Source organism: Dietzia psychralcaliphila, from assembly GCF_003096095.1.
Taxonomy (GTDB): domain Bacteria; phylum Actinomycetota; class Actinomycetes; order Mycobacteriales; family Mycobacteriaceae; genus Dietzia; species Dietzia psychralcaliphila.
In genome coordinates, this window is sequence record NZ_CP015453.1 from 3126401 (window position 1) to 3150827 (window position 24427).

Genomic DNA, 24427 nt, shown 5'->3' on the forward strand with positions numbered 1-24427 from the left:
TGCGAAACGCTCTTGTCGATGGGCGGGCGAGGCTACTCGGAATCCGGCTGGGGCAGGTCCTCGGTGAGGTGCCGGAACGCGTCGAGGTTGCGCATCGGCTCACCGCGCGAGACTCGCCACTCCCACTCGCGGCGGATCGAGGTGTGGAAGCCGGTCTCGAGCAGGATGTTGAAGTCGTGGTCCGCGGCCTCGAGGACCTGACCCAACACGCGGTCCAGCTCTTCCTCGGTCACCGCGATCAGCGGCATCCGGCCCACCAGGTAGATGTCGCCGTTGTTGTCCAGCGTGTACGCCACCTGGTACAGCCGACGGTTCCGCCGCAGCAGGTACTTGTAGACCTTCTCGAAGTCCTCGTCGGGTTTCCGGCAGACGAATGCCTCGACGCGCACGCTCTCCCGGTTCACGGTCAGATGGCAGGCGGTCTTGAGCCGCTTCTCCCCCGGCAGCTGCACCACGAAGACCCGTCCGTCGGCCAGCGTCGACTCGATGTCCCGCGACACCAGGAACTCGCGGATCCGCTCGAGGGTGGGGCCGTCGACGTCGGCGTCCCTGGTCTCATCGGTCATGGTGTGACTCCTTCGGCGATCGTGTGGTGCTGGGCGAGCGTGCGGTGCCGGGCGAGCGCGATGCTGGTCCACCAGGGGTTCGTCGTGTCGGGGTGGGTCGGATGGGTTTGGGTATCGCTCCGAGGGGTCGGGGTCGATCGGGCCGGTCGGAGTGGACGCCGCCCGCCAAGTGCGGTCAGGACGCCGCGGCAGCCTCCCGCCGGGCCCGGTAGGCCGCCATCGTGCCCGCGTACGAGGCGAGCAGTCCGTCGGCCGTGGAATCCCAGGAGAACGCCGAGGCATGAACCGGGGCGGCCCGCGACATCGACAGGCGGCGGTCGTCGTCGTCGAGCAGTCCCACCAACGTCTCCGCCCACACCCGCGGATCGTGACCGTCCACGGTGATCCCGGTGCGACCGTCGTCGACGGCCGTGGTCAACCCGCCCACAGCGGCGGCCACCACCGGCGTGCCACAGGCCTGGGCCTCCAGGGCGACGAGCCCGAACGACTCCGAGTACGACGGCACGGCCACGATGTCGGCGGCGCGGTAGACGTCCACCAGCTCGGACGGCGGACGAGGGGCGAGGAAGCACACGCGGTCGGACACGCCGAGCTCCTCGGCCAGATCCATGAGCGAGTGCGGGCGCTCCAGCCCGGACCCGCTGGGCCCGCCCACCACCATCAGGCGCACGTCGCGGTGAGGCTGGGTGCGCACGATCTCGGCCAGCGCGCGCACGATCACGTCGGGGGCCTTGAGCGGCTGGATCCGGCCGACGAACGCGATCACCTCCGACCGCTGCGACAACCCCAGTGTCCGGCGGGCACGCTCGGTCCCGCGCTGCGTGCCAGGGGTGTACTGCTCGAGGTCGGCGCCCGGGGGCACCACGTCGATGTGGGCGGGGTCGGCGTCGTAGTAGCCCACCAGCTCGTCGCGCTCGCCGGTGGTGTTGACGACGAGCCGGTGCGCGGAGTCCACGATCTGCTGCTCCCCGATGCGCCGGGATTCCGGCTCCGGGGTGTCGCCGTCGGCCAGAACCGCGTTCTTCACCTCCGCCAGGGTGTGGGCGGTGTGGACCAGCGGCACCCCCCAGTGCTCGGAGGCCACCAGCCCGGCCTGCCCGGACAGCCAGTAGTGGGAGTGGATGAGGTCGTAGTGCCCGGGCGCGTGACCGGCCTCCGCCCGCATCACGCCGGCGACGAACGGGCACAGCTGCGTGGGCAGGTCCTCCTTGCGCAGCCCCTCGAACGGCCCGGCCACGATGTTGCGCACCAGCACGCCGTCGCCGGCCTCCTCGACCGGCGGCTGCGAGGAGTGGGTGGCGCGGGTGAAGATCTCGACCTCCACGCCCCGGCGGGCCAGTCGGCGCGCGGTCTGCAGCACGTACACGTTGAGCCCGCCCGCGTCGCCCGTGCCCGGCTGGGCCAGCGGCGAGGTGTGGAAGGACAGCACGGCGATTCGTCGAGGGAGGGGGGCCTCGGTGCCGGTGCGGAGATCAGAGACGGTCACCCCACCGATTGTGCCCGCGACGACGACGAGGCGCACTCCGGCTGGGGAGGACCTCCCCGTCTCCGCGTCGCGGACAGGCGGTTACAGTCCGGCGGCGAAGGCGTCGAGTTCGGACAGGAACCGCGGCATCTCCTCGAGGAACGGCGCGTGCGCCGACTCTGCGAAGCCCACGTGGCGTGCGCCCGGGATCATCTCGGCGTTGGCCTGACCGGCGGACGGCAGCACCACCCCGTCGTGCTCCCCGTGCATCACCAGCGCGGGGACGGTCAGGCCGCGCAGGGTGTCGTCGTGGTCCACTCGCCGCGTGAGCAGCTTCTGCCGCACGGCGGGCGGCGTGGCCAGGGACAGCCCGAGGATCCGCTGCCGGTCGGTGCCACTGCCCGAGCGCATCATCGCCTCACCGAAGCTCGTGAACGCCTCGAGCGCGACAGAGGGCTTCTCGTCGAACGCGCCGCCCGAGGTGACCTCCTTCATCGCCGGCCCGACCGCCCCGCCGGCCGAGCGGGAGAGCGAGGTCACCGCGCCACACAGCACCAGGCCGGCGACCCGGCCCTCACCGCGCGAGGCCAGGTAGTCGGAGACCACGACCCCGCCGTACGACCAGCCAAGCAGGATCGCGCCGGCGTTGGTTCCATCCCCGCTACCCCCGCCCTCACCGATCCCGGCGGCGTCGAGCACCGCCTCCAGGTCGTCGGCCCACTGCTGCGACGAGTCGTACCCCGCCTCCGGGACGCCGGAGTGCCCGTGCCCGCGCAGGTCCACCGCCACCACCCGGAACCGCCCGGCCAGCGCCTCCAGCAATTCCGGCCCCCAGCAGGCGCTCGACTGGGCCCAGCCGTGGACCAGCACCAACGGGCGGGCGGCGGGGTCGCCGAGGACGCGGTAGGCGAGGACGGTGCCGTCCGAGGAGACAGCGGAGGCGAGGGCCGGTATGGGTGTGGGCGTGGGTGCAGAGCTCATGGGGCTCATCGTGCCAGCCGCACATCTGCCGGGAGGGCGGCTCGGCGGCGCCACCCCTGGGCCCGCCGGTACGGCATGTCAGTCCTGCTCAGTGCACCGAGCGAACACGCGGCCCACTCCACGCCGGGTGCGCTGCCGGAATGGGCCACTCGGCACCCGCAGGTCGGCCGAGGCTGAGCGTTCCGGCAGCGCGAGCCGGACCGGGGCGGCTACCGTGGGCCAATGGCAACCACCACCACCCAGATCGACGCCGACGTCGTGGTCCGCGACTTCTTCGACGCCCTCATCTCGGGCACCGTCCCCGCCGCCGCCGACCTGCTGGCCGACGACGTGTGGTGGGCCAACATCGGACTCCCGACCATCCGGGGCAAGCGCGACGTGGTCAAGGCGCTGGCGGCCATGGGCGCCAACGTGGACTTCGACGCGGAGATCCACCACCTCGCCGTGGGCGCACCGGCGGACCCGTCCGCCCCCGGATCACCGACGATCGTCCTCACCGAGCGCACCGACTACCTGGGGGTCGGGCGTTTCCGCTGCGGCTTCTGGGTCTGCGGGCGCCTCGAGGTCCGGGACGGCCAGATCTGCGGCTGGCAGGACTACTTCTCCAAGTCCGACATGGCCCTCGGCGCGGTGCGCGGCCTGGTGGGGATGGTCACCGGCCGGGGCCGCTGACCTCGTCGTCGTCCGACTGTTCCCCCCCGCGGTCGCGGTAGCAGGCCAGCCGCCAGACGTTGTCGCCCCCGCGTCGGCGGTACTCCAGCTCGTCGAGCGCCTCCAGCGCGATCGCCAGTCCCCGGCCGCGTTCGGCGAAGACGTCCGGCATCTGCACGGCACGCAGGTCTACCCGGGCGGGGCTGCCGTCGTCGGTGAAACGGGCCTCGAGTCGGTCCGGCGCCAGTTCCAGCACCAGGTTCAAGGTCACAGGAGCACCGTCCCCGGCGTGCTCGATGATGTTCGCGCCGATCTCGGCCACAGCCACTTCGAACCGCAGCCGGACCTCCTCCTCGACCCGGCCGGCCGAGAACATCTCCCCGACCAGATCCAGGACCGGGTCCAGCGTTCCCTCATCGGTGGTGAGGGTCAGCTCCCAGCGATCGTCAGTCGCCATCGAAGGCGGTGTTCGCCGACTCGTACGCCGTGAGCACCCGGTCGAGCCGGGTGAGCTTCAACACGCTGCGGACCTGCGTGTTCGGGGCGGCGATACGCAGGTCTCCCCCGGCCTGACGCGCGGCCTTGAGTCCGGAGATCAGCGCTCCGAGGCCGGAGGAGTCGATGAACTCCGTGGCGCTGAGGTCCACCACCACCCGGCGCGAGCCGCCGTCGACCAGGTCGCGCAGTTGGTCGCGGAGGCCGGGCGCGGCCACCATGTTCAGTCGACCGGTCGGCTGCACCACCACCGCGGTGCCGACCTCCCGGATGTCGTAGGCGGTCATGACGCTCCTTCTCTGTCGGGTCCACGGTAGCGAGCGGCCCGGATGACCACCGACAGAATGAACAGGTCGAACACCACCCAGACCAGATTCACCGTCACCCCCAGGACGGAGATTGCCCCCAGGTACAGGCGCACTGCACCGATGAGAGCCGCCACCACCAGGAACACCATGACGGTCAGCTGCGGCCGGAACAGGTACCACGGGGTCGCGCCCTCGCCCTGACGGGTCTTGGGAGTGACCGCGAAGTCGAGGGGCTTACCGAAGTACACATTGCGCGCGGCAGTCCAACACGCAGCGATCCACACCGGGAACAGGGCCAGACTGTACTGCTGGCCCCGCCACGTCGGGCTACCCCGGCCGGCGATGTAGAACAAGAGCTGACTGAGGACGAGGAACGGGATCAGTCGGGCGAAGAAGTCCACACTCCAGGCCTGGACGGGCAGTATCCCGAAGGTCAGGTAGATCACCGGGGCGGCGAAATACGCCAGGGCCGCGAAGCCCGACAGATAGCTCCACATGGTCGACCAGTACATCAACCGCTGGGCGAGTGTCAGACCCCGTTGCACCAGCGGGTTCTCGCGCAACATCACCTGGATCGTGCCCTGCGCCCACCGCAGGCGCTGGGTGAGCATCGTCTTGGGGTCCTCGGGCGCGAGGCCGTAGGCCAGGATCTCGTGGTGGTAGGCGGTCCGCCAGCCCGCGGCGTGCAGACGCATCGCGGTGGCCATGTCCTCGGTGACCGAGATCGTCGCCAGGGCCTGCGTCGGTTCCGCCTCGTCGGCCCGGTCGATGTCCACGGCGCGGATCAGCGCCCGGACCGACTCGAGCGCCCCCAGCGGCGACCACTCCCGATCCGACAGCTGGTCGAGCACCACCTCGTCGAGGACCATCGCGTCTGTCCCGTGCTCGTCCAGCGCCGCGATCGCCTCGAGGTCCGCCCGGATCGCACCCATGTCGGCGTCCACCACCGTGCGGGCGGCGGCGTCCACCGTCTGCTGGAACCCGTAGGTGATCTCCGCCAGGGACCCGCCCGCCTTGAGGTCGGCGCGGGCAGTGCGCACGGCCCGCCGGACGGACCCGAGCGCCGCCCCCACCTCCGGCTGGTCGGCCGGGACGTTGCGCTGCGCCCGCCTGATCACCCTGCCGGCCGTCCGCAGGGCGCGATCCACCCCGTCCTCGACCGCCTTGACGTACCCGGTGATGCCGAGCTGCATCAGCGCCTCGCGGCGCAGTACGGCGTTCGATCCGCAGAAGAACGCCGCGTTCCAGCCGTCCTTGCCCTGCTGGATGGGGCCGTAGAACAGCGGGGCCTGGCTACCCAGCGGGTCGGATCCGGGGACGTTGGTGAAGTACTGCGGCGTCTGGACCAGCGCCATCCCGTCATCCGTGAAATACCCGAGGGTCCGGTCGAGGATCTCCGGCTCCGGGATCTGGTCGGCGTCCAGGATCAGCAGGAACTCCCCGTCGGTGTGGAGCAGGGCGTTGATGAGGTTTCCGGCCTTGGCATGGCGGGGCTTGTTGGTCCAACTCGCCGACCGGGTGAGGTAGTCGACCCCCAACTCCTCGGCGGCGGCCGCCAGTTCCGGACGTGCGCCGTCGTCGAGGATCCAAGTGCGGTGCGGGTAGCGGATGCGCTTGGCCGCCGCCGCCGTCTTCAGCACCAGGTCGAGGGGCTCGTTGTAGGTGGTGATGAAGACGTCGACGCTCAACCCCTCCGGCGCGGGCGACGGCTCGGGGCGTCGCCTCAGCCGCCACATCGTCACGGCGAACAGAATCGAGTCGATCAGGCTGTACGTCTCCGCGAGCACCAGCGGGACGGCGATCCACCAGGCATCCCAGTTCACCGAGAACAACCACCGCCACACGATGTAGTTCAGCCCGACGATCACGGTCACCACGATGAGCAACCGCAGGTACGGCGACGGGTACTCGCTCCGCGGCACCGTCGGTGCCGGGACCGTGCTCATGCCGACTCTCTCCGGACCGCCACCACGGTCACGTCGTCCAGCGGAGGCCTGCCCGCCACCAGCTCGCGTGTCGCCGCTACCAGATCGCCCGGGCGCGTGTGAGGGGCAACGAACTCCCACAACGCCTCGCGGTCGCTGTTCTCGTCCAGCAGATCGAGCAGGCCGTCCGAGCAGATCACCACCATGTCCCCCGGCTCCAGCACGGCTTCGTCCGAGGTCCAGGTGGTCCCGGGGAGGATGCCGATCGGGGGACCGCCTTCCTCGAGGGGGTCGATGCGCCCGTCGGCACGCCGGATCAGTGCCAGGCCGTGGCCGGCATCGGTGTAGTGGATCGACCCGGTGGGCATGTCGATCGCCGCGAGGAGTGCGGTGACGAAGGTGGAGGTGTGCTCGCAGTCCTCGGTGAGGTGCTCGGCCGCGAGCGTCGTGACCGCACCGGTGTCATGCGCCCCGGCGGCCGGGCCGTACCGCTCCAGCACCCGCGACGCCCCACGCACCGAGGCGCGGACCGAGGAGGACAGAATCGCGGCCCCGAGCCCCTTGCCCATCACGTCGGCGACGGTGAGCATCAGGGCGTCCCCCCGACTGTAGTGGTCGAAGAAGTCCCCGCCCACCGTGAACGCCGGCAGGCAGGCGGCGGCCAACTCGTAGCCACGGAGCCCGACGAGGGGGCGCGGGAGCAGCTGCGTCTGGATCTCCGCGGCGCGGTCCAGCTCCGCGGTTCGTTCGAGTTCCCGTTGCGCCCACTCCGCGAGTTCGGTGAACGCCTCGATCTGCTGGGCGTCGAGGTGCCGGGGTTCGGTGTCGTAGACGCAGAAGGTACCCACGGGGTGACCGGTGGGACCATACAGCGGGTAGCCGGCGTAGAACCGGATCCCGTCCGGGCCTCCGATGCCGGGGATCTCCATGAACTCCGGGTCGGCGGCAGCGTCGGGGATCACGAGCACCGGGTCCTCGGGCCGGTTGTACGCCCGCGCGATGGTGGTGCGACAGACCGTCTTCTCCCTCGGCACCTCGTCGACCTCCAGACCCCGGATCGACTTCATCCACAGCCTGTCGCTGTCCATGAGGGCGAGCGACGCCGCCGGCACGCCCATTACCCGGCGGGCCATGCTCGTGACCTGGTCGAACCGTCCCTCGGGCGGGGTGTCGAGCATTCCGAGCCGCTCCACGTCGCGCATCCGCTCCGCCTCGACGGGGTCGGGGATGCTCCACGGGTGGGGGGTCATCACGGGCGGCCCTCCCTGGTCAGGGCGCCCGCCATGGCCTCGGAGGACTCAGGGCTGCTGGCCAGGCGCCAGTCAGTCTCCTTGTTGTGGTCGAACCACACGAACGCCGTTAACTCGTCTCTGGAGTCAAGATAGCCGACGAGGTCCCGGATCCACTCCGACTTGGACCCACCCGCCTCCGCGCCGGCCACCTCCGTGACCATCACCGGCAGCCCGGGAGCGAGGGTCTCCAGCTCGTCCAGGGTGGCGCCGAAGATCTCCTCCGGCCCCTGCCACGAGCTCCACTCCTGTGTGGTCCCCCAGTTGTAGCCGTCGACGCCCACTACATCCACGTAGTCCCCGCCCGGGTACAGCTCGGCGATCGGGCTGCTGCCCGGGTGGGGGACGTTGACGGTCCAGACCCACCTCACGTTGTGTACCCCCTTGTCCTCGAACAGGTCGTGGACGTGCCGCCACCCGTCCACGTAGGTCTGCGGCGGGGTCCCGCCCGCCGGACTCCACGGGTACCAGTCGCCGTTGGCCTCGTGCGCGAACCGCAGATACACCGTGTCGCCCCAGGCGGCCAACTCGTCGGCCCAGCGGTAGAGATGGTCGTCGTGGACCCCCGCCGCGATCTGCTCCATCGGGAACGCCGCCCGGTCGTACTCGCCGTCCGCGACCCACCGCCACGGCTCCCACGTGATGATCGGGTCCGCTCCCCACTCGCTCACCTGCGCGAGTTCGGCGATCGGGGGCGGGGCGGTGAAGTCCACGAACCACAACACCACGCTCGGCTGCGTACCCACGGTGTCGGCGACCGCCCGGAACTCCCCCGGTGCCGCCGGCCCGCCGGGGGTGCTCACGCCGAAGCGCGGACACGCCTGGCCGGGGGCGTCGAGGGGCGCCGCCACCGGGTCGGCGGCGACATCGCACTGCCGGGGGGATCCACACGCCACGCACATCGCCGCCATCACCACCGAGACCAGGACAATCCACACCGCACGCATCGGGGCCCATTGTCGCCGCCGCGCGCCGTGCCGGGCGCTGTTCTAGCCTGATCCCATGAGCTTCGATCACTCCGCCGCCCGCGAGCGCCTGGCCACCCTCCCCGCCCAGGCCGGGCACGAGCTCCCGCCAGCCAGCAGGTGGACATCCGCCACCTCGCCGTCAGCGTGCCGGGGCTGCGGCTGGCAGGACTACTTCTCGGGAGCCGACATGGCCCTGGGCATGGTGCGCGGTCTTCACCGGATGATGCTCGGTCAGTAGCGGCCCCGGGACCCCACAGACCGTAAGATGAGACGTTCTTAATCTGCGACTCGGGCTTCAAGCGACCGCCGATCTCCCCTCACCCCGTGCTTTTACACTGTTCAGTCTACCTAACAAGAATGTTGGATGAACGGTAGGCCACCACAAAACCATGGCCCCAGTCTAACGTCCTCAGGCAACACTCAACGTCGACTTACCAGTTTCGGTCGACACTCGAGGACAGGACTGATTGCAATGACCAACTCGGTGGCCCGGACGAACGGTCTCGCCCCCCACAGCGTCTCCCGACCCGTCCCCCGATTCGTCCGCCCCCGATCCCGGAGGACCGCCTCGGCGCTCCCGAGACTTCTCGCAGGGGTGGGCGCCGCGACGGCGATGGTGATCGCCTCCGCCGTCCCGGCCTCCGCCCAGTCCCCGACCACTCAGTCCCCGACCGAGGGGCCACTCCCGGTCCCGTTCGACATCTCCGCCGGGGTCCGGGCGGCGATCTTCCCGGAGATCGCCCCGCCCGGCGCCAACGATCCGACCTGCCGGACCACCCCCGAGCGCCCGCGGCCGGTCGTGCTGGTCAACACCACCGCCTCCACCCAGGCCATGGCGTGGCAGGCGGGCGCGCCGCTCCTGAAGAACGCCGGGTACTGCGTCTACACCTTCAACTATGGCAACGTCACCGGCCTCCCGGGGATGCCGATCCAGGCACTCGGCGACATCCGGGAGTCGGCCCGCGTCCTGCAGACCGTGGTCGACCGGGCGCTCGCCGAGACCGGCGCCCGGGAGGTCGACCTCGTCGGGCACTCCCAGGGCGGCGGCATCCTCTCCGACTACTACCTGAAGGTCCTCGGGGGGCACGAGAAGGTCCACACCAAGATCGCCATCTCCCCGTCGTCCGGCACCACGCTCAGCATGCTGGCCTACTTCCGGTCCCTGATCCCCGTGCTGGGGCCGATCGTCTACGGGAGCCTGGAGGATGCGACCCCGGGCCTCATTCAGCAGGTCGTCGACTCGCCGCTCGCGACGGAGGTCTACCCGGGCGGCGTCGTGAGCGTGCCCGGCGTCCGGATCTACAGCATCATCACCCAGTACGACCAGATCATCACCCCGTTCGTCCGCCAGTTCTACTCGGGCCCGGACGCGACGAACATCGTGCTTCAGGACGGGTGCGCGGCGGACCTGTCCGAACACGTGGCGACCATGTACAGCGAGCGGGCGCTGCGCCACGTCCTCAACGCGCTGGCCCCCGCCGAGGCCACGCCCGTGCCTTGCTTCCCCGTCGCCCCGTACGCGCCGTTCGTGAAGTGAGCGGCTGAGCAGCACGCGGGTGGCCGGGCGGAGCCGGCAGGTTCTGGATACGGTGAGACGATGACCTCCACTGAACACACCGCCGATGTCCGGGCCGCCCGCGAGCGCCTGGCCACCCTCCCCTCCGACACCCGCGTCGCGGTGGTGACCGGCGCCTCCTCGGGGATCGGCGAGGCCACCGCGCGCGAACTGGCGCAGCAGGGGTTCCACGTGATCGTCGGCGCCCGGCGACTCGACCGACTGCAGGCGCTGGCGGACGAGATCGGCGGCACCGCGATGCCCCTGGACGTGACCGACCCCGCCTCGTGTGAGGCGTTCTGCGCGGCCGTCCCGCGACTGCACGTGCTGGTCAACAACGCCGGCGGCGCCAAGGGCACGACCACCGTCATGGACGCCGACGAGGAGCAGTGGCGGTGGATGTGGGAGACCAACGTCCTGGGCACCCTGCGACTCGTGCGCGGCCTCATGCCGGTGCTCGTGGAGACCGGTGACGGTCTGGTGGTGACCATCACCTCGATCGCCGCTCTGGAGTCCTACGACAAGGGCAGCGGGTACACCACGGCCAAGCACGCGCAGGCCGTGCTGCACCGGACGCTGCGCGGGGAGCACCTGGGCCAGCCCGTGCGGTTCACCGAGATCGCGCCCGGCATGGTGGAGACCGAGTTCTCGCTCGTGCGGTTCGACGGCGACGACGACAAGGCCGGCGCCGTCTACCAGGGATTGACCCCCATGGTCGCCCGCGACATCGCGGAGATCGTGGGGTTCGTGGCGAGCCGGCCGTCGCACGTCAACCTCGACCAGATCGTGGTGAAGCCGCGGGACCAGCACTCGGCGATGCGCGCGCACCGGCGCTGAGCAGCGCGGTTTCTCTCTCGGCCGGATTCTCTCTCGGCCGGTCTCGCGGTGGCCGCCTCGCGCCCGTGCCCCTGAGGGTGCGGGGTGAGACCGGCCACCGCGTGCCCCCGCCAGGCGCTACTCGCCCGCCAGGCCCGCAGCCCAGTCGTACGACTCCAGATACGGATCGGGGTCGATCGCATCGTCGGACTCCCACACCGTGTAGATCAGGCCGTCGCCGCGGATCTCACCGATACGGGCGGTCTTGGTGATGTGATGGTTCTCGCCGTCCACGGTCACCTCACCGCTGGGGGCGGACACGGACACTCCGTCGGCCGCGTCCTGAACCGCACCGACGTCGAATGATCCGGCCTTCTCCACCATCGCCTTCCACAGGTACACGCCGGTGTAGGCGGACTCCATCGGATCGGAGGTGACCCGGGTGTCGCCGAAGCGGGACTTGAACTGCGAGACGAAGTCACTGTTCTCGGGACTGTCGATGGTCTGGTAGTAGTTCCAGGACGCCAGATGGCCCTCGACGTTCTGTGTCCCGATGCTCCGGACCTCCTCCTCCCCGACGCACATGGAGATGACCGGCATGTCGTCGCTGGTGAGGCCTGCGTTGGCGAACTCGCGGAAGAACGCGACCAACGAGTCGCCGACCACCACGTTGAACACCGCGTCGGCGTCTGCGGTGCGGATTTTGTTGATGATCGTCGAGAAGTCGGTGGCCCCGAGCGGGGTGTAGTCCTCTCCCAGGATCTCTATGCCGTTGGCCTCGGCGTACTCCTTGACGATCCGATTGGCGGTATGCGGGAAGACGTAGTCGCTCCCGACCAGGTAGAGCGACTTCACGCCCGTCTCCTTGAGGTAGTCCAGGGCCGGCACGATCTGCTGGTTGGTCGTGGCGCCGGTGTAGAAGATGTTCGGCGACGACTCCAGGCCTTCGTACTGTTGACCGTAGTAGAGCAGGGCGTTGTTGGACTCGAACACCGGCAGCATCGCCTTCCGGCTGGCCGAGGTGTAGCCGCCGAAGACGGTCGCGACGCAATCGGATCCGATGAGCTTCTCGGCCTTCTCGGCGAATACCGTCGGCTCGGAGGCCCCGTCCTCGGAGATGAGCTGGACCTGCTTGCCGAGGACTCCCCCGTCGGCGTTGATCTGTTCGACCGCAAGGGTGATGGAGTCGCCGATGACGGTCTCGTTGATGGCGGTGGCGCCGGACAGCGAGTTGATGGCGCCGACCTTGACCGTATCGCCGCTGGTGTCGACGCATGATTCGGCGGCGCTCGCTGTGTCGGTGGTCCTGCTCCCGCAGGCCGTCAGGAGCGCGGCGATGGTGATGACTCCGGTCGCCGTGACGAAGGGTCGAGTGAGTCGTGACATAAGGGTGCCTTTCGGTTGTAGAGCAACAACGGGATCCGGCTCGCGGTGTCGGAGCCGGATGGTCGGGAAGAGTGGGAGGACCTAGGTGCTGAACAAGCGTGCCGAGGTGGTCTCGTGACGCATCGCAGCGATCTCCAGCTCCGGGACGAACGAGCTCACCGTCGCGAGCGGCGCACATTCGGCCGTGCGTGCCAGGTCCGCGATCCACGGGGTGTCGTCGAAGATGAGCTGCTGCGCGCGCATCGGGCCCAGTCGACCGAGGCGCACAGCCGCCGAGAGCAGTCCCGAATAACTCGAGCGGATCGCGCCCGCGATCGCGCGACCACGCTCGATCCCCAGGGCACGTTGGACCACACCGTCGACGACCGCCTGGTTGCCGGGGGTGTGACCTGTGACCACGAGTCCGAGATAGTCACTGTCGGCGACCACCCTGAGCACGCGCCGTGCAACCGTCGCGAGCTGACCCCCGCAGGACTCGGAGGAATTGCGAGCCGAGCGGGTGATCTTGTGTGCCCGGTCCAGGTGATCGAGCCGGACAAGGGTCTCGGTCGAGTCCGCGAGCCAGGCGTGGCCGAGGACGACGGCGTCGAGGGTCGCCACGCTCCCGCCGATGTAGGCACGGACCGCGGCGTGGATCTCCGGCTCCCCTGCGGCGGGGTGAGACGCCAGCCACGCCTCCAGTCCGTTGGAGTGGACGAAGCGCCCCGAGGGGAACGCGCTGTCGTGAAGTTGGAGCCACGCCAGGTCGGCGAGCAGCGGTTCAGTGCCCATGGTCGCGCCCGTGTTCGTGCGCGTGCGCGTGCACGTGGTCGTGCGCGAGCGCGTGCACGTGGTCGTGGTCGTGCGCGTGCGCGTGCACGTGGTCGTGCGCGTGCGCGTGCGCGTGCGCGTGGTCGTCGTCGTGCGCGTGGTCGTGGCCCGAACCGTGACTGTGGTGGTGGTCTGCCGAGGTGTTGGTCCACCCGTGCGCGGCGAGGGCGACCGCGTCGACACGACCGTTCAGACGCAGATCGCGCAGCATCTCCTCGGCGGTACCCGCACTGGTCATGAGCGGCGTCCGGAGCTGGTGCGCAGAAACCTCCAACGGGGCGTGCTGGTTGCCCAGGATGTACCCGAAGACCAGCGCTCGCCGTACCGCGTCGACTCCCACGTTGTCGGCGAACTCCACGACCACGGCATCCTCGGCCGGCCGGGAGACGGCGACGATGGTCGTCCCGTCGTCGGCGATCACCGCCCCGTCGGACAGAAAGGTACCCCGCGGGAGAGTCAGGAACAGCTGCTGCCCGTCGAGGGTCGTCAGAACCTGTCGGTGCTTCCGCGCGTCGCCCCAGGGAACCAGGACGGTGTCGACCGATCTGTTCGCGTACTCGGGGTCGGTGATGTGTCCGAGGACCGTTGTCGCTTCCATGTCACATCCTTGGGTTGAGTGGTCCGAGCTGGAGAACTGATCGTCGGACGATGGTCCGGAGATCGTGGTGAGCCCGGTGGAGGAGGGGCGCGCGGTGTGCCAGAAGTCGTACGGATATCCCGAGTTCGCCAGGAAGTGCGCTCGCTGCCCCGCTGACGCCCGGAGCCGCATCCAGTGCGTCGTGGACGTCCCCGACGAGGCCGGAGAGATCGCGCCCGGGGGCGACGACGAGCATCGTGGCCACGTAGTCGTGTCCACCCAGTACGCCGGGGGCCCGCGGATCGCTGTCGGGGGGAGCCAGATGAACGGTGTCGCGCGCCATCAGCTGACCGTCGAGGCGGATATCCGTCTGGGCGGTGAGCGTGCGGTAGGAGAACCGTTCACCGCGGCCGATCCGACCCGAGGCGAACGCCTCCCACCCGATGTACACGGACGTGTCGTGGACGCTGACCTCGTTGAACTGGCGGTAATCGGAACCGGCGTGGGGGATGACCGTCTTCGAGTCGTACTCGACCACTGAACCGGCGCCGATGTCGATAGCCGTGGTCTGCGTCGCACCCGCCTCTCCCGCGAAGACCTGCGTGGCCGACTGGTAGGTGAGGTAGAGCCACGTGTCGTCACCGGTGGCGAATCGGGTGACGAGGTTGTCCCCCGGGAAGACACCGCCGGACGGGTTCTGAATGCACAGGAACGCCGCCGACGCGTTGTCCGGGTCCGCGTACATCGGCACGGTGATGCGCTGCGGGAACTGCTGCCGGAGCGAGGCGATCTGGGTCCTCCCCGTGCGCCCACGCACGAGCGAGCAGTCGAGCAGGCTCTCGGTGATGTCGTCGGTTCTCGTGGAACTCACGGCGCAGCGGCCATGTCTTCCAACATCGCGTCGCGCACGATGATCCGGAACAGGTCGTCGAGCCCTCCACCCGAGCCGAGGTCCGTGAACACCGACGCCTTGCCCGGTCGGGCGAGCTCGACATCCGACCGCATCCGCCCGAGATCGGCACCGACGAGCGGAGCGAGGTCGATCTTGTTGATCACCAGCAGGTCCGCCTGGAGCATCCCGATACCTTTCTTACGCGGGATGTCATCACCTGCCGCCGTGTCGATGACGAAGATCCAGTAGTCGACGAGGTCCGAGGTGAAAGTCGCCGCCAGATTGTCCCCGCCCGATTCGATGAGGACGACCTGGAGTCCGGGAAAAGCCCCCTCGAGTTGCGCGACCGCCGTGAGGTTCGCCGAGGGATCCTCCCTGATGGCGGTGTGCGGGCACGCGCCGGTCTCGACGGCGAGAACGCGCTCGGGATCGATCAGACCGCTGCGGCGCACACGCTGCGCGTCCTCGTCCGTCATGAGGTCGTTGGTGATGACCGCGATCTCGATCCCCGACGACTGGAACATCGGTAGCAGCCGCTCGAGCAGCCGGGTCTTGCCCGACCCGACGGGTCCGCCGATACCGATACGAATAGCTTCGGCCATGGTGAGCTCCTATTTGATGGTGTATCTGCGCCCGAGTGGGACGGTCGACATGGGAGTGCTGGTGCAGTGCTCTCCGTCCACTTCGACCCGGTAGGTATCCGGCTCGATCCGTATGTCGGGGCAATAGTCGTTGTGGAGCAGATCGCTCTTGGTCCTCGACCGGGCGTCTACGCACGGGACCAGGGGCGTATCCAGCCCGAGCCGGCCCCCCAGACCGTCCTCGATCGCCGCGCCGGCGACGAAGTTGACCGACACATCGGCCGGGGTCTTGCCGAACGCCGCCCACTGGGGTCGGTACTTGAGGGGCTCGCACGTCATGAGCGAGGCGTTCGCCTCTCCCATGACGGACCACGTGGGGAATCCCCCCTTGAACACGACTTCGGGGCGGATGCCGAAGAACTTCGGTTCCCACAGCACGAAGTCGGCGAGCTTCCCCGGCTCGAGGGATCCCACCTCGTGGTCGATCCCGAACATGCGGGCCGGATTGATGGTGATCTTGGCCAGATAGCGGAGGATGCGGTGGTTGTCAGCGCCGGTTCCCACGTCCTCCGGCAGTGCTCCACGGGTGGCGCGCATGTGGGAGGCGAGTTGCCAGGTCCGGGCGATGGTCTCCCCGATCCGGCCCATGCCCTGCGAGTCCGACCCCATCGCGGAGATCGCACCGATGTCGTGAAGGACGTCCTCGGCCGCGATGGTCTCGCGCCGGATACGGGACTCGGCGAACGCGACGTCTTCCGGAATCCGGGGATTGAGGTGGTGGCACACCATGACCATGTCGAGGTGCTCGTCGAACGTATTGATCGTGAAGGGATTCGTCGGGTTGGTGGACGACGGGAGGCAATGGGACTCACCCACCACCTGCATGATGTCGGGTGCGTGACCGCCACCGGCGCCCTCGGCGTGATAGGTGTGGATCGTGCGACCGGCGATCGCCCGCATGGTGTCCTCGTAGAATCCCGCTTCATTGAGGGTGTCGGAGTGGATCTGCACCTGCAGACCTAGTTCGTCGCCCGCGTCCAGAGACGCCCGTATCGCGGCCGGCGTCGCGCCCCAGTCCTCGTGGATCTTGTATCCGATGGCACCCGCTAGGCCCTGTTCGATGAGTGGCGCCACATGCGCGGCGCTGCCGTTGGCCAGGAATCCGAAGTTCACCGGGAACTGCTCCACCGCCCTGAGCATCCGGGCCAGGTTGGTCGGGCCGGAGCTGGTGATGCCCACGGTGACCGGTCCCAATCCGCCGCCGATCATGGTGGTGATCCCGCTGGAAACCGCTTCCTCGACCAAGCCGACACTGTCGAAGTGGACGTGCACGTCAATCGCCCCGGGAGTGACGATCATTCCTTCACCCGAGCGGACGTCTGTACCGGCCCCGATGACCAGATCGGGATGGACACCGTCCATCAGCCTCGGGTTCCCGGACTTACCGATCGCCGCTATTCGCCCGTTCTTGACTCCGATATCGGTTTTTCGAATGCCGAGTACCGGATCAATGAGAAGTGCATTGGTGATGACAAAGTCCAGAGCGCCCTCAGCATTGGTGATCGAATTGTGGACAGCCATGCCTTCACGCATGGTCTTGCCGCCACCGAATACGGATTCGTCTCCATAAACGGTGTCGTCGGCCTCGACACGGGCGAGCAATTCCGTGTCCGCGAGTCGTACCCGGTCCCCTGTGGTGGGACCGAAGAGTTCTGCATAGTGGTGTCGCGATACGCGAATAGACACTGGGTAATTCCCTTCGCGTGAGTGTCAGGCGGAAGTGGAGCGGAGGAAGCCCGCGTGATCGAGAGCGTCCAGGAGTTCCTCGGACGGGTGGTCACGCAGCGCCTCGTTGGTCATGTCGTTGAGTCCGTACAGTTCCCGGGTACCGCCGAAGTCCGTCAGCTGGACTTCTCGTTCCTCGCCGGGCTCGAATCGGACCGCTGTGCCCGATGCGATGTCGAGGTGCATTCCGTACGCCTCGCGACGATCGAACGACAGGGCCCGGTTGACCTCGAAAAAGTGGAAGTGAGAACCCACCTGAATAGGACGATCACCGGTGTTGACCACTGACACCGTCGCGGTCTTCCGTCCACGGTTCAGTTCGATCTCGCCGGGCTCGACCAGGATCTCGCCGGGTGTCACCTGTGGTTCGGTCGAGTCGGAGTGCGTTCCCGGGCGGATGGGATCGTGGATGGTGACCAGCTTCTGTCCGTCGTCGAAGAACCCCTCAACCTGGACGGTGCCCACGAGAGCCGCGACGCCCGGGAGCAGGTCGTCCTCGGTGAGCAGGTGGGCTCCTATCTCAGCCGCCTCCGCGACGGTAGAGCCGGCTCGCGCGGCCTCGACCACCTCGTCCGCGATCAGTGCGCGGGCCTCCGGATAGCTGAGTCTGAGGCCTTTGTCTCTATGGCGCCGTGCCAACTCTGCAGCAAGGAAAAGGAGAAGTCGATCCTCTTCCTTAGGGGTCAAGTGCACAGCACATCTCCTCTGCTACGGGAATCCTGACAAAGCCGCCCGGAACGTTGCGGCGTTGCCAGTGATCATTGTCCACCAAGGGTGAACAGATCAAGATGAATTACCCTCGAGGGCCAGAAGTTAAGTGATCGAAACAATGGCGACACATCGCGGCCGAAGAAGCCTATTAATCCCGTATTCGCGTTAACGTGGCCGCAAACAATCACGAATGTCCGTGGGGAGCGTCAGCCCGACTCGCGCCCGCCTCGCGCCCGGTGAGCCGAGCGGTGAACATCGTCTACGAGTGGGAGCGGCGGATCTGCAGTACGACTCTGCCGTACGTCGAACCCGCGTGACCCTCGGACTCTCGTCCGGCGAACCCGCTCAGCCGCTCAGCCGCGCACCCGCTCACCCGCGTACGCGTGCCCCTCGGACTCTCGTCCGGCGCACCCGCTCACCCGCCCGCCTCCGCGCACCGTCGGCCGCCTCCGCGCACCGTCGACCGACCTAGGTTAGGCTTACTGACCTGGCGAAACGCTGTGGGCCTGCATACGATGGTGACTCCCGGGCGGACGTGACCCCGGGCGAACCTCGACACCCGTCGAGGTCCCCGAGAGGAAGGGTGCCATGATCATGGCCAAGAAGTCTTCGTCGTTCACCGAACTCCTGTCCGCGCAGGTCGGACACGAGTTCGCCGCGAGCCAGCAGTACATCGCGATCGCCGTCTGGGCCGACGCCAAGGACCTGCCCCAGCTTGCGGGCCGCTTCTACCAGCACAGCCTGGGCGAGCGGAACCACGCCATGATGATGGTCCAGTACATGCTCGACCGTGACATCCAGGTGACCATCCCGGCCGTGCCCGGTCCGCAGGCCCACTTCGAGGGCCCCGTCGCCGCGCTGCACTCTGCCCTCGAGCAGGAGCGGCAGGTCACCCGACAGATCGAGTCGCTGTTCCAGGCGGCCCGCGCCGAGTCCGACCCGCTGGGCGAGCAGTTCATGCTGTGGTTCCTGCGTGAGCAGGTCGAGGAGGTCGCCAACATGAGCACCCTGGTGGCGATCGCCGAGCGCGCAAACGACGACTGGTTCCGCATCGAGGAGTACCTCGCACGCGAGACCGACTCGTCCTCCAACACCGGCACCCCGCCAGCCGTCGCCGGTGGCGCAGTCTGACCGAGCACCCTTGGTCGGCGGCGCAGTCTGACCGAGCGCCGCTGACCAGCCGGCTGCGCCGTGTGACTAAGCGCCGCCGACCAGCCGGCTGCGCCGCGTGACCGGGCCCACCCCGTTCGGTCGACATCGCGCCGAGATTGATTGACAGATTCCGCGTTCCGGACAAGTCCGGGCGCGATGACCGTCGACCAACCCCGGCGCGATGTCGCTCAGCCGCAGAGGAAGTGGTTCGGCACGGGGAAATGGCCGGTCAGGAGCGCGTGTACTCCACGTAGCTCACCCCACTCCCGAACTCCCGGCGCATCCGCTGAACCAGTGGGAGCGCGCGCACATCACCCCTGGCGTCGACGTCTCCTGCTCGTCCCCCACTTCCAGCGGGGCCCGCAACCAGCGGAATGCCGTCCCCCAGGACCACCGGGTTGACCTTGAGCCGGAACTCGTCGATCTCGTCCACCAACTCCCCCGCCAACGCCCCGCCGCCGCACAGCCAGATGTCGAGTGGTGAGTCCTCGGCCTTGAGCCGGCGGGCCATCGTGACGGGGTCCTCGTCGGACGCCGAGAGCCCCTCCTCCGCGGGCAGGTCACCCGGCCGGTGCGTCACCACGTACTGGCGAAGGTGCGGGTAACCGCTGGAAAGGCCCTCGTCGACCGCGATCTGATGTGTGGCACGGCCGAGCAGGACCGTATCGAACGCGCGCGGGGGCGTGTCCGACAGCCCGAGGGGGCCCCGGAAGTGCCCGGGGATCGTCTCCGGGTAGTGCTCGACGATCCAGGCCATGTGGTCGCCCTCGGCCAGGAAGAAGTCGGTCCGGCCATCAGGGTCTGCGATGAACCCGTCGACGGTCACGGCGATGTAGTAGATGAGCTTGCGCATGAGGTGTGTCCTTTCGTGGTCACCTGTCGGGTCGGGGGACGTGGGATCAGCCGAGCCGGATCACGTCGTCCACCCCCACCCGGTCGCAGAAGCCGTCGTCGTGCGTCACCAGGAGCAGCGCCCCGCGCCACTGCGCGAGGGCATCGGCGAGCACCTCCACGCCGGCGAGGTCGAGATTGTTGGTGGGCTCGTCCAGCACCAGAAGCTGCGGGACCGGCCGCGCGAACAGCCGTGCCGCCAGCGCGGCGCGCAGTCGTTCGCCTCCGGAGAGCTCGGCGAGTCGGCGGAACCCGGCGTCGCCGGTGAACAGCATCCGCGCCGCGTGGGCGTGGACCTGCTCGGGATCGGCGTCGGGGCGCACGGCCCGGATCGCATCCACCACCGACCACTCCGGATGTTCGACGCGCAGATCCTGCGGCAGCAGCGCCCAGGGCACGTGCACGACCTCGTCGTCGTCCGGCCCGCTCATACCCGCGCCGCCCACCGCCAGGCCTCCCGAGCCCGGCTCATCCATACCCGGGTCACCCACGAGCGGGGCACCCGCGCCCGAGTCGTGTCGGCCCAACAACCGCCGCAGCAGCGTTGTCTTGCCGCTGCCGTTGGGCCCGGCCAACCGCACCCGCGCCGGCCCCGCCAGGTAGACCCGACCCGCGACCGGATCGAGGGCGTCCAGCACGATCCGGCCCGCCGGCAAGCCAGGATCCGGCATCGGGATCCGCAGCAGTTCCTCGCGACGAACCGCGGCGTCGGCGTCCTGCATCCGTGCGCGCGCCTCCTCGACACCCTGCTCGTGAACCGCCCGCAACCTGCCGGCCGACTCCTGCGCGGAACTGCGGCGAGCGTTCATGAGGATCTTGGGCATCCCACCCGCCGCCTGCACCCGTCGCCCCTGCGCGGCCCGGTGGCTGGCCCTCTCCGTGGCCTCCACCCGGTCCCGCCGCTCGGCGCGAAGGTCCTTCCGGGCACCCGTCAGCGACTGCAGTGCTGCCGACTGCTCCGCGTCGACCACCTCGCGATAGTGCGGATACGGCCCCCCGAACACCCGGCATCTGCCAGCGCGCAGCTCCACCGTGGAGTCGACGCGCTCGAGCAGCTCCAGGTCGTGGCTCACCACGAGCGCGATACGCTCCCCGCCGGAGACGAAATGGTCGAGCGCGCCGAACAGACGCGCCCGTGCCCGCTGGTCCAGGTTGTTGGTCGGCTCGTCGAGCAGCAGCACCCGCGGCCCCGGAAGGAGTCGACCCGCCAGCGCGGCGAGCGTGCGTTCCCCGCCGGAGAGCGCCCTGAGCGGTCGATTCAGGTCCGTGGGCAGGCCCAACTCGGAAAGCAGCGCGACGGTCCGCTCGGCTACCGCCCAGTCGTCTCCGATCGTCGTGAAGTCGTCGTCGTCGCCCCTTCCCTCCTCGATCCGTTCGAGCGCCGCCAGGCGTGGGCCGACCCCGAGTTCGTCGGCGAGGACGCGCGCTACCGGGGCGTCCGCGAGCTGCTGCGGCAGGTAGGCCACGGCGGGCGGCCGGGCGGGCTCGGAGTCGACGCTGATCGCGCCGCGCGAGGGTGGGAGGTCCCCGGCGGCCAGGCGCAGCAAAGTGCTCTTGCCTGCGCCGTTTCGACCGACCAACGAGGTCAGACCGGGGCCCACCGCGAGGTCGAGGCCGGTGAATAGTGGGGTGTCGTCGGGGAACGCGTACGCGACGTCCGACAGGACGAGGGAAGACATGTGTGCTCCAGGGAGGTGGCGGATGGGCCGGGTCTCACCTGGGGTCGAGCACTGTCCTGGAGTCTCCTCGTCTCGGGTTCTCGGCTCACGCCCCTCGCCACCGAGATCTCTCCGCGGTCGCGCCGTGCGTCTGCCGACTTCCGATGTGCAGGCTACGCCCAGGGACGCGCGGCGGCAAGGGTGGAGAGGGACAGCCCGCAAAGCGACAGAGGCGGCGTACTGCGTGCACCGACGACTCGCGGGACCCATCGCGGGTGATAGGACCATCCGGTTTTGCGTGAGCAGGGTGGGCTCCGGGCCGGATACTGGTCGCAGCTAGCGCGGCAAATCGGCCTGATCACCTCGGCAACTGCAACCAGCGGCGCGGTGATTGCGACCACTTGAGGTTCGGTGCGGGCGGCGAGGCTGGGCGGGGAGGGTCGACGCGGGGCGGGGATGATCGCGAGCAAGTGGGGACGACGACGGGGTCCGCTACATGAAGGCGCTGGGGGGCAGGCCCTCGCGGCTGGACATCGGCAACTCCTTGTCCAGCTTCTCCATGAAGAAGTGCGACTGCACCGCGGTCCAGATGTTGTTGGTGAGCCAGTAGATGCCGATCGCGATGGGGAAGTTGAAGAAGTACGCGCCCACGATCGGGAAGAACGGGAACAGGTACATCATGATCTTCATCGACTGGTTCATCGACTCGGTCATGGACTCGGCGATCGACTGGAAGTCCTGCGGCTTGCCGGTCGCGCCCGCCGCGCCGGCCGGACTGACCGTGGCGGACGTCCCCGGGGTGCCGGCCGTGTCGTCCGCCTTCGTGGTGGTCGCGGGCTCGCCGTCGACCTCGACCACCTCGCCGTCGACGACGGGGCCACCGGCACGCTCCTCGGCGTCGACCTGCGCGATCGCCTCCTGCTCGGCCTTCTTCGCCGCGGCCTGTCGGCGGAAGGAGTTCCACATGTTGATGAAGGTGGCGATGCCGGCCAGCACGAACAGCGGCACGGCCAGCATGAGGATGTCCTCGCGCACGAGCCCCGGGTGCAGGGAGTCCATGACGTCCTGCGGCATCCGGATGTACGAGGCCAGCGGGACCCCGAAGATCTCGGCGTTGAGGAAGGAGGCAACCTGTTCGGGCTGGAACGCCCCGTTGGTCATCTGCGAGGCCTCCTCGATGGACTTGCCGGGAGGCGAGAAGTTCAGCAGCACGTAGTACAGGCCCAGGAACACCGGGATCTGCACGAGCAGCGGCAGGCACCCGGCGGCGGGGTTGACCCCGGCGTCGGCGTACAGGGCCTGCATCTCCTTGGCCTGCTCCTGGCGGTCCTCGGGAGACTTACGGTCCTTGTACTTGTTCTGCAGTTCCTTCATCTTGGGCGCGATCTGCGCCATCTTGCGCATCGAGTACTGCTGCCGGTACATCGACCGCATGAGCAGCAGTCGCACGGTCACCACCAGCAACAACACCGAGCCCACCCAGGCGATGCCCGAGTTGCCGTCCACGACGAAGCTCAACGCCCAGTGCCAGAACTTCATGACGAGCGACACCGGATACGCGAAGAGGTCCACGGGCGAATCTCCAGATGGGACGGTGGCGCCGGAGCAGGCGCACGGGGTGGGGCGGGACAGGGCGGGTCAAGACTAGAAGGCCGTCCCCCAGCGTGCCAGGGTCGGCGGCAATGGCGGGGGCCGGGGTCGGACGCGGCGGGTCAGATGCTGCAACCCACCCACACCGGCTCGGGGTGCAGTTCCACGCCGAACGCCTCCCGGACACCGTCGCGCACCTCGCGGGCCAGCGCGATCACGTCGTCGGCGGTGGCCGAGCCCCTGTTGGTCAGCGCCAGCGTGTGCTTGGTGGACAGTCGGGCGGGCGACGACGACGAGGGGTGCCCCTTGCCGAACCCGGCCCGCTCGATCAACCAGCCCGCGGAGAGTTTGACCCCTCCCGCCGCGGCGAACGCGGGCATCTGCGCGGCCTGCTCGGCCCCCAACCGGTCGGTGACCCGGGACCGCACGGTGGGGAGTTCGTCCTCGCGGACCACCGGGTTGGTGAAGAAGGACCCGGCGCTCCAGGTGTCCTCGTCGTCGTCGTCGAGCACCATCCCCTTGCCGCGACGCAGTTCCAGTACGGTGCGCCGCACCAGGGCGGGGTCGGCCCTCTCCCCGGGCGCGACACCCAGCCGGCCGGCGAGCTCGGCGTAGCGGATCGGTTCACTGCGACCTGCCGGGTCGAGGCGGAACTCGACCTCCAGGACCACGGCGCGGTCGGAGTTCTTGAGTACGGAGGTGCGGTAGGACAGCCCCAGCGCGGCCGGGAGGACCCACTCGTCGGTGCCGGTCCCACGGTCGTACCAACGCACGCGGTGCAGCACCTGGGCCACCTCGACGCCGTAGGCGCCCACGTTCTGGACCGGGGTCGCGCCCACCGAGCCGGGTATCCCGGACAGGCACTCCAGCCCGCCGTACCCGCGCCCGACGGTGTCGGCCACCAGGTCGTCCCAGTTCAGGCCGGCGCCCGCGCGGACGATGATCCCGCCGGACACGGACTCCCCCGGCCCGGTTCCGCCAGAATCCGCGCCGCCGGGGTTCGCCTGCCCCGGCCCGGCCTCGCCGGGATCAGCCTCGCGGTAGCCGACCTCGCTGTTGCGGACGGCCACCACCACCACGTCGAGGTCGCCGCCGGCCACCACCAGGTTCGACCCGCCGCCCAGCACGAGCACCGGCACGCCGGCGGCGTCCAGGGCGCCGACCGCGGCCGTGACCGCCTCGGCCGTCGCGCATTCCAGCAGCGCGCGAGGCCGACCGCCGATGCGCAGCGTGGTCAGATCGGCCAGGCGGGGGTCGGGGACCACGAGGAGATCAGCCACGGAGGACAGCCCGCGGATCACATCGTCTGCGTGGTCAGCGGCGCGGCGATCGGAGGAGGGCGAGAGCACCAGTCCGAGGGTAGCCGCCCCCTTGT

At 69.1% G+C, this 24427-nt stretch carries 24 protein-coding genes; 5 read left to right on the forward strand and 19 right to left on the reverse strand.

Annotated features, from left to right (window positions below; all coding sequences use genetic code 11):
• Nucleotides 1-32: 32 nt before the first annotated feature.
• From A6048_RS14480 to A6048_RS14490, 3 genes are all read right to left on the reverse strand, one after another.
• On the reverse strand, nucleotides 33-566 hold the full coding sequence (locus tag A6048_RS14480; protein WP_235027263.1) for a type III secretion system chaperone family protein: 534 nt from the start codon (nucleotides 564-566) through the stop codon (nucleotides 33-35).
• A 175-nt stretch (nucleotides 567-741) separates the two neighbouring features.
• Nucleotides 742-2052: a D-inositol-3-phosphate glycosyltransferase gene (mshA, locus tag A6048_RS14485; RefSeq protein ID WP_235027264.1), complete on the reverse strand. Its 1311-nt coding sequence runs from the start codon at nucleotides 2050-2052 to the stop codon at nucleotides 742-744.
• An 81-nt stretch (nucleotides 2053-2133) separates the two neighbouring features.
• Nucleotides 2134-3021 carry an alpha/beta fold hydrolase gene (locus tag A6048_RS14490; RefSeq protein WP_107745651.1) on the reverse strand — a complete coding sequence of 296 codons (888 nt, stop codon included), beginning with the start codon at nucleotides 3019-3021 and terminating at the stop codon, nucleotides 2134-2136.
• Between the two features lie 213 nt (nucleotides 3022-3234).
• Here A6048_RS14490 and A6048_RS14495 point away from each other — a divergent pair, with 213 nt between their 5' ends.
• Nucleotides 3235-3684, forward strand: coding sequence for a limonene-1,2-epoxide hydrolase family protein (locus A6048_RS14495; RefSeq protein ID WP_107745649.1), 450 nt, complete (start codon nucleotides 3235-3237; stop codon nucleotides 3682-3684).
• On the opposite strand, the gene A6048_RS14500 is transcribed toward A6048_RS14495, so the two are convergent.
• From A6048_RS14500 to A6048_RS14520, 5 genes are read right to left on the reverse strand one after another with little or no spacing between them, the layout of a single operon-like run.
• Nucleotides 3665-4120 (reverse strand): ATP-binding protein, encoded by a 456-nt coding sequence (locus A6048_RS14500; RefSeq protein ID WP_107745647.1) that lies wholly within the window; start codon nucleotides 4118-4120, stop codon nucleotides 3665-3667. The genes A6048_RS14495 and A6048_RS14500 overlap by 20 nt on opposite strands.
• Nucleotides 4110-4445: an STAS domain-containing protein gene (locus tag A6048_RS14505; protein ID WP_107745645.1), complete on the reverse strand. Its 336-nt coding sequence runs from the start codon at nucleotides 4443-4445 to the stop codon at nucleotides 4110-4112. Before A6048_RS14505 ends, A6048_RS14500 begins: the two co-directional genes overlap by 11 nt.
• On the reverse strand, nucleotides 4442-6412 hold the full coding sequence (locus A6048_RS14510) for a glycosyltransferase (protein WP_107745643.1): 1971 nt from the start codon (nucleotides 6410-6412) through the stop codon (nucleotides 4442-4444). Before A6048_RS14510 ends, A6048_RS14505 begins: the two co-directional genes overlap by 4 nt.
• Complete coding sequence (locus A6048_RS14515; protein ID WP_107745641.1) at nucleotides 6409-7641, reverse strand: PP2C family protein-serine/threonine phosphatase; 1233 nt, start codon at nucleotides 7639-7641, stop codon at nucleotides 6409-6411. The genes A6048_RS14510 and A6048_RS14515 overlap by 4 nt, the downstream gene beginning before the upstream one ends.
• Nucleotides 7641-8627, reverse strand: coding sequence for a glycoside hydrolase family 26 protein (locus A6048_RS14520; protein ID WP_107745639.1), 987 nt, complete (start codon nucleotides 8625-8627; stop codon nucleotides 7641-7643). The genes A6048_RS14515 and A6048_RS14520 overlap by 1 nt, the downstream gene beginning before the upstream one ends.
• A gap of 55 nt (nucleotides 8628-8682) precedes the next feature.
• On the opposite strand from A6048_RS14520, the gene A6048_RS14525 reads away from it, so the two are divergent.
• From A6048_RS14525 to A6048_RS14535, 3 genes are all read left to right on the forward strand, one after another.
• Nucleotides 8683-8886 carry a hypothetical protein gene (locus A6048_RS14525; RefSeq protein ID WP_107745637.1) on the forward strand — a complete coding sequence of 68 codons (204 nt, stop codon included), beginning with the start codon at nucleotides 8683-8685 and terminating at the stop codon, nucleotides 8884-8886.
• Between the two features lie 234 nt (nucleotides 8887-9120).
• Complete coding sequence (locus tag A6048_RS14530) at nucleotides 9121-10185, forward strand: esterase/lipase family protein (protein ID WP_235027265.1); 1065 nt, start codon at nucleotides 9121-9123, stop codon at nucleotides 10183-10185.
• A gap of 60 nt (nucleotides 10186-10245) precedes the next feature.
• Entirely contained in the window at nucleotides 10246-11040 is a 795-nt protein-coding gene (locus A6048_RS14535; protein ID WP_107745635.1) for an SDR family NAD(P)-dependent oxidoreductase, read from the forward strand.
• A 117-nt stretch (nucleotides 11041-11157) separates the two neighbouring features.
• Here A6048_RS14535 and urtA read toward each other — a convergent pair whose 3' ends face one another.
• The 7 genes from urtA to A6048_RS18720 form a co-directional block, all read right to left on the reverse strand.
• Nucleotides 11158-12405, reverse strand: a complete 1248-nt coding sequence (urtA, locus tag A6048_RS14540; protein ID WP_107745633.1) for an urea ABC transporter substrate-binding protein — start codon at nucleotides 12403-12405, stop codon at nucleotides 11158-11160.
• An 81-nt stretch (nucleotides 12406-12486) separates the two neighbouring features.
• On the reverse strand, nucleotides 12487-13176 hold the full coding sequence (locus A6048_RS14545; RefSeq protein WP_107745631.1) for an urease accessory protein UreF: 690 nt from the start codon (nucleotides 13174-13176) through the stop codon (nucleotides 12487-12489).
• Nucleotides 13166-13813: an urease accessory protein UreE gene (locus tag A6048_RS14550; protein ID WP_107745629.1), complete on the reverse strand. Its 648-nt coding sequence runs from the start codon at nucleotides 13811-13813 to the stop codon at nucleotides 13166-13168. The genes A6048_RS14545 and A6048_RS14550 overlap by 11 nt, the downstream gene beginning before the upstream one ends.
• A 1-nt stretch (nucleotide 13814) precedes the next feature.
• A complete protein-coding gene (locus A6048_RS14555; RefSeq protein WP_107745627.1) occupies nucleotides 13815-14663 on the reverse strand; it encodes an urease accessory protein UreD in 849 nt (282 codons plus the stop codon).
• Nucleotides 14660-15286 carry an urease accessory protein UreG gene (ureG, locus tag A6048_RS14560; protein WP_107745625.1) on the reverse strand — a complete coding sequence of 209 codons (627 nt, stop codon included), beginning with the start codon at nucleotides 15284-15286 and terminating at the stop codon, nucleotides 14660-14662. The genes A6048_RS14555 and ureG overlap by 4 nt, the downstream gene beginning before the upstream one ends.
• Before the next feature lie 9 nt (nucleotides 15287-15295).
• Nucleotides 15296-17011, reverse strand: a complete 1716-nt coding sequence (gene ureC / locus A6048_RS14565) for an urease subunit alpha (RefSeq protein WP_107745623.1) — start codon at nucleotides 17009-17011, stop codon at nucleotides 15296-15298.
• A gap of 24 nt (nucleotides 17012-17035) precedes the next feature.
• Nucleotides 17036-17743, reverse strand: a complete 708-nt coding sequence (locus tag A6048_RS18720; protein WP_107745621.1) for an urease subunit beta — start codon at nucleotides 17741-17743, stop codon at nucleotides 17036-17038.
• Between the two features lie 606 nt (nucleotides 17744-18349).
• On the opposite strand from A6048_RS18720, the gene A6048_RS14575 reads away from it, so the two are divergent.
• A complete protein-coding gene (locus tag A6048_RS14575) occupies nucleotides 18350-18892 on the forward strand; it encodes a ferritin (RefSeq protein WP_372450552.1) in 543 nt (180 codons plus the stop codon).
• 250 nt (nucleotides 18893-19142) lie between these two features.
• Here A6048_RS14575 and A6048_RS14580 read toward each other — a convergent pair whose 3' ends face one another.
• From A6048_RS14580 to A6048_RS14595, 4 genes are all read right to left on the reverse strand, one after another.
• Entirely contained in the window at nucleotides 19143-19766 is a 624-nt protein-coding gene (locus A6048_RS14580) for a dihydrofolate reductase family protein (protein ID WP_107745619.1), read from the reverse strand.
• A gap of 46 nt (nucleotides 19767-19812) precedes the next feature.
• Nucleotides 19813-21483, reverse strand: coding sequence for an ATP-binding cassette domain-containing protein (locus A6048_RS14585; RefSeq protein WP_107745617.1), 1671 nt, complete (start codon nucleotides 21481-21483; stop codon nucleotides 19813-19815).
• A 471-nt stretch (nucleotides 21484-21954) separates the two neighbouring features.
• Entirely contained in the window at nucleotides 21955-23034 is a 1080-nt protein-coding gene (gene yidC / locus A6048_RS14590) for a membrane protein insertase YidC (protein ID WP_107745616.1), read from the reverse strand.
• Between the two features lie 140 nt (nucleotides 23035-23174).
• Nucleotides 23175-24401, reverse strand: a complete 1227-nt coding sequence (locus A6048_RS14595) for a UDP-N-acetylmuramate dehydrogenase (RefSeq protein ID WP_107745614.1) — start codon at nucleotides 24399-24401, stop codon at nucleotides 23175-23177.
• Between the last annotated feature and the right edge of the window lie 26 nt (nucleotides 24402-24427).

What these genes read in the sequence shown, in the direction of transcription:
- A6048_RS14480 (WP_235027263.1), bottom strand. Translation starts at nt 566, where the DNA reads ATGACCGATGAGACCAGGGACGCCGACGTCGACGGCCCCACCCTCGAG.
- A6048_RS14490 (WP_107745651.1), bottom strand. Translation starts at nt 3,021, where the DNA reads ATGAGCCCCATGAGCTCTGCACCCACGCCCACACCCATACCGGCCCTC.
- A6048_RS14495 (WP_107745649.1), top strand. Translation starts at nt 3,235, where the DNA reads ATGGCAACCACCACCACCCAGATCGACGCCGACGTCGTGGTCCGCGAC.
- A6048_RS14500 (WP_107745647.1), bottom strand. Translation starts at nt 4,120, where the DNA reads ATGGCGACTGACGATCGCTGGGAGCTGACCCTCACCACCGATGAGGGA.
- A6048_RS14505 (WP_107745645.1), bottom strand. Translation starts at nt 4,445, where the DNA reads ATGACCGCCTACGACATCCGGGAGGTCGGCACCGCGGTGGTGGTGCAG.
- A6048_RS14510 (WP_107745643.1), bottom strand. Translation starts at nt 6,412, where the DNA reads ATGAGCACGGTCCCGGCACCGACGGTGCCGCGGAGCGAGTACCCGTCG.
- A6048_RS14515 (WP_107745641.1), bottom strand. Translation starts at nt 7,641, where the DNA reads ATGACCCCCCACCCGTGGAGCATCCCCGACCCCGTCGAGGCGGAGCGG.
- A6048_RS14520 (WP_107745639.1), bottom strand. Translation starts at nt 8,627, where the DNA reads ATGCGTGCGGTGTGGATTGTCCTGGTCTCGGTGGTGATGGCGGCGATG.
- A6048_RS14525 (WP_107745637.1), top strand. Translation starts at nt 8,683, where the DNA reads ATGAGCTTCGATCACTCCGCCGCCCGCGAGCGCCTGGCCACCCTCCCC.
- A6048_RS14530 (WP_235027265.1), top strand. Translation starts at nt 9,121, where the DNA reads ATGACCAACTCGGTGGCCCGGACGAACGGTCTCGCCCCCCACAGCGTC.
- A6048_RS14535 (WP_107745635.1), top strand. Translation starts at nt 10,246, where the DNA reads ATGACCTCCACTGAACACACCGCCGATGTCCGGGCCGCCCGCGAGCGC.
- urtA (WP_107745633.1), bottom strand. Translation starts at nt 12,405, where the DNA reads ATGTCACGACTCACTCGACCCTTCGTCACGGCGACCGGAGTCATCACC.
- A6048_RS14545 (WP_107745631.1), bottom strand. Translation starts at nt 13,176, where the DNA reads ATGGGCACTGAACCGCTGCTCGCCGACCTGGCGTGGCTCCAACTTCAC.
- A6048_RS14550 (WP_107745629.1), bottom strand. Translation starts at nt 13,813, where the DNA reads ATGGAAGCGACAACGGTCCTCGGACACATCACCGACCCCGAGTACGCG.
- ureG (WP_107745625.1), bottom strand. Translation starts at nt 15,286, where the DNA reads ATGGCCGAAGCTATTCGTATCGGTATCGGCGGACCCGTCGGGTCGGGC.
- A6048_RS14575 (WP_372450552.1), top strand. Translation starts at nt 18,350, where the DNA reads ATGATCATGGCCAAGAAGTCTTCGTCGTTCACCGAACTCCTGTCCGCG.
- A6048_RS14580 (WP_107745619.1), bottom strand. Translation starts at nt 19,766, where the DNA reads ATGCGCAAGCTCATCTACTACATCGCCGTGACCGTCGACGGGTTCATC.
- A6048_RS14585 (WP_107745617.1), bottom strand. Translation starts at nt 21,483, where the DNA reads ATGTCTTCCCTCGTCCTGTCGGACGTCGCGTACGCGTTCCCCGACGAC.